This window comes from Deferribacterota bacterium (assembly GCA_034189185.1).
In the GTDB taxonomy this organism is placed as follows: Bacteria; Chrysiogenota; Deferribacteres; order Deferribacterales; family UBA228; genus UBA228.
In genome coordinates, this window is sequence record JAXHVM010000152.1 from 1 (window position 1) to 4,325 (window position 4,325).

General features: G+C 30.4%; 3 protein-coding genes. All 3 read right to left on the reverse strand.

Annotated features, from left to right (window positions below):
- A partial coding sequence (locus SVN78_08795; protein ID MDY6821701.1) for an ArgE/DapE family deacylase occupies positions 1-788 on the reverse strand: 788 nt, incomplete at its 3' end.
- 240 nt (positions 789-1,028) lie between these two features.
- Entirely contained in the window at positions 1,029-2,198 is a 1,170-nt protein-coding gene (locus SVN78_08800) for an acyl-CoA dehydrogenase family protein (GenBank protein ID MDY6821702.1), read from the reverse strand.
- Between the two features lie 61 nt (positions 2,199-2,259).
- The coding region (locus SVN78_08805; protein MDY6821703.1) for an NAD-glutamate dehydrogenase at positions 2,260-4,325 on the reverse strand (2,066 nt) is incomplete at its 5' end.

A 4,325-nucleotide genomic window follows, 5' to 3' on the forward strand; every position in this document is an offset into this window, starting at 1 on the left:
AAGGGAGTAGGTATTCCTTTATACAGTTTGTTTTTAAAATTATTATTCCTATATTTTTCAAGCTCATTTATAGAGTGTAATATTGGAATTGTTTTATCAATTGCACTAATACCTTTATATCTTTCACCACCATGTGCAGCCTTGCCAGATATATTTATTCTAAACCAAGTAGATCCTTGTTGAGCTGGGCATATCTTAAAGTAAGTAGGCTCAGGTATTATAGCTGCATCAGCAGAATATCCTCGTAGGGCACAAGCTAGACTGCCAGCACCACCTGATTCTTCCTCAATAACACTTTGAATTATTAAATCCCCCTTTAGCTTAATATCTAATTCTTGAAGGGCTTTTATTATGATGAAAAATGACGCAATATTCCCCTTCATGTCAGATACGCCGCGTCCATAAATATTACCATTATCTACAGTTCCTTGAAAAGGAGGGTATATCCATTCGTTGTGGTTTCCCGCAGGTACAACGTCAATATGGCTATTTAATATAAGTGACTTACCTGTTCCCTTACCTTTAAGTGTTCCAACTACATTTGGGCTTCCCTTAAAATTCTCTCTTCTAGTTATAAATGCTTCATGATTCCTCATTTTATCTATATCAGGTTCCCACATATCTATTTCATCAAATTTCAGCTCATTTTGCAAAACATCAGCGATATATCTTTGGTTTTCTAGCTCATTGCCGGAAGTTGTAGGGAATGATAATATATTTTTAACATACTCAACTAATTCTCTTTCCATGCTATCTATTTTACTAACTACATCATTTATTATAGACATGTTGATACCTCTTGTGTTTTTACATGGTTTTGTGACGTAGGCTATGGTATTTTATAATAAAATTATAACACATGTTAACAAACAGACAATTATTGCATTAAAAAAAACCAAAAGTACGTGAGATAATATAACAACCTCCTATTTTATGAAAAAATTATAAGTTGTTTGTTTATATATTTTTTGTGCTATAGTTACATTATTTATAGAAATAATATCTTTATTTGTGTGATACATCAAATATTAATTAAATGCATTATACCCAGTTATTACCCTACCTAATATAAGTGTATGTATATCATCAGTACCTTCATAGGTATAGACAGTCTCTATATTAGCCATATGTCTTATAGGGGAATAGTCTAGAGAGATTCCATTTGCACCCAATATTTCTCTTGCAGTTTTTGCACAATATCTTGCAACCCTAACATTATTCTTTTTTGCAAGTGATATTTGTTCTGGCTTTGCAATATTTTTATCCATTAGTTCTGATAGTCTTAAACACAACAGCTCACCTTTAACAATCTCTATTAACATATTGACTAATTTTTCTTGAACTAACTGAAATGAAGCAATGGGTTTACCAAATTGTACCCTTTCTTTGGAGTATTCTAATGCTGTATTAAGACAGTCTTTGGCTGCCCCTATTGAGCCCCAAGATATGCCATATCTAGCCCTATCTAAACAGGAGAGTGCACTTTTTAAACCTACTGCCTCTGTCAATCTATTTTCTTCACTAATACTACAGTCAACCATACCCAAACTACCCACACCCCCAGCTCTCATTGAACCCTTCTCATCTATTTTATCCATTGTGAAACCTTGACTACCCCTTTCTACTATAAAAGCTTTTATCCTTTTATCATCTACATCCCTTGCCCATACAATTGCAAAATCTGCAATATCTGCCTCTGTTATCCATGTCTTTGACCCATTAAGAATCCACCTATCTTTATCCCATTTTGCGGTTGTCTTCATACCAGCTGGATTTGAGCCATATTCAGGTTCAGTTAGACCAAAACAACCTATTAATTCACCCTTAGCTAGTTTAGGAAGATATTTATTCTTTTGTTTTTCATTGCCAAATGCATATATTGGATACATTACAAGACCACTTGATACAGCTATAAAACTTCTTAGTGCACTATCTACCCTTTCTACTTCTTGTGAAACAATACCAAACATCTTATAATTACTGCCAGGACATCCATACTTTTCAGGTAAAAATGGAGCTATTATGCCAAGATTACCAAAGTTTTTTGCAAGTTCTCGAAATTTTAATGGTTTTTCTAAATGCCAGGCCTCTTTTATTATTGGTTTTATCTCTTTTTCTAAATATGACCTTATTGTATTTCTAACTATTTTCTCTTCATCAGTATAGTAATCATCTAAACTAAATATATCTATATTCATGATAGCCTCCTAATATCTGTTGTTGGTGGATTTTCGTATTATAAAAAATCATTAATTAAAACTATCCCTTAAAAGATAGATATAATTTATCAATTAAATTATAATAAGCTGATAACTTATCTGCTTTTTCTTCTATTAAGCAATCTATCTCTTTTTGCAATGTTTTATAATAAGGATATTTTTTCTCTAGTATATTTTCTATCTCATCCTTTGCTTTTCCCAAGAATTTAGTTGTTAAGAGCCTGTGTAGTTCTTTTAATTTATATCTTAGGAGCATAATATTTTCATATTCGAATGCGTTTTTTGCTGAAAGCTTAGAGATTAAAGTTTTTAGTATGTTTATATTAAAGAATTCCGTAATTAAAGAATATGTATTAATTACAACCTCTTGACTAGCTTTGTTTCCTATTATAATTTGAAATATATCTAGAGCAGCCTCTACGTGAAATAGTGATTCTAAAAGCTCTAATTGTTCTTTTGGAAAATTTGGCATATCTTGATATCGAAAGGTATTTAGAAAATTCTTGTATGAATTATCAGATAGCCTATTTAATATGTCTTTAAATTGATTAAAATTATTAAAAAGTGCATTATAATTTGAATAATCAACTACTTCTTTGATTGAGTTTGATATGAATATCAATAGTTCATATTTAGTTGATAGAGCTATATTATCTGATGATTCAATATAGCTCCATAAATTGTCCAAATTTAATTTTGCAAATGCTCTGTAATAATTATAAAGGAGTGTGAAATATGAATATTTGTTTAGATTAAATAGATTAAAAATGCAAGATAAGCCAATCCTATTTAACATAAAGTTAATCAACATTATTGCAGCTATATTTTTAGAAAGTTGGTGCTCTAATAATTTATCTGCAAAATCATCTCTTAGCTTGTTTGGAAAATATTCAATATATAATTTTTGTATTAGAGGATCCTTTAAATCTAATTCAGATAATATTTCGTTATATAGATATATCTTACTAAAGCCTAATAGAGTAGCTAATTCAGGCCTTACTGGAGTTCTATTCTCTTGACAAAATAAAATATTACTTTCTTTTAAATCTAAAACACCTTTTTCAGATAAAAAATTAGCTGTATTAGTAAAATCAAGATAGTTATTTTTTGCTCTTTCTAAATCTAAGCTTACAGAAAGGTTCTGTTCATAATTATTATTTAAAACAGATTTCACAACCTCATCTGTAATTTCTTGTATTAATCCATTTTTTCTATTTTCATCAATAATTGAATGCTCTACTAAATTATTTAATAATATTTTTATATTGACTTCGTGATCTGAGGTATCTACACCTGCAGAATTATCTAAAGCGTCAGTATTAATCTTGCCGCCATTTATTGCGTAGGTTATTCTTGCTTTTTGAGTAAAGCCAAGATTTCCTCCTTCGCAAACAACTTTTGCTCTTAACTCATTAGCATTAATTCTAACATTGTCGTTATTTGGATCTCCCACATCACTATTATTTTCAGTTTGATCTTTAACATATGTACCAATACCACCATTATATAATAAGTCTACATTCATCTTTAAAATTAATGTTATAAGCTTTTCACCAGAAACAAAACTCTCTTTTGTATCAAGTATATCTTGTATTTCATTAGTTAATTGTATTTTTTTTGCATCCCTTCTAAAAACACCACCTCCAGTTGATATTAAATCTTTATTATAATCATCCCAGCTTGATTTTGGCAATTTAAAGAGTCTAGCTCTTTCATTATAGCTTATCTCTGGATCTGGTTTAGGGTCTATAAAGATATGTTTATGATTAAATGCTGCCAATAGTTTTATCTTATTTGATAATAACATGCCATTTCCAAAAACATCCCCTGACATATCACCTATTCCAACAGCTGTAAAATTATCCCTATTTATATCTATTCCAAGTTCTAAGAAATGTCTTTTAACAGATTCCCAAGCTCCTCTTGCTGTAATGCCCAATTTTTTATGGTCATAACCATTTGAACCACCTGAAGCAAAGGCATCTTTAAGCCAAAAATTATAAATCTCTGATATATTGTTTGCAATATCACTAAAAGCGCCTGTGCCTTTATCGGCAGCAACAACAAGATATGGATCAAAATCATCATATCTGATAACCCTTGGAG

Coding starts and splice junctions, on each gene's coding strand:
- SVN78_08800 (MDY6821702.1), bottom strand. CDS start 2,198: ATGAATATAGATATATTTAGTTTAGATGATTACTATACTGATGAAGAG.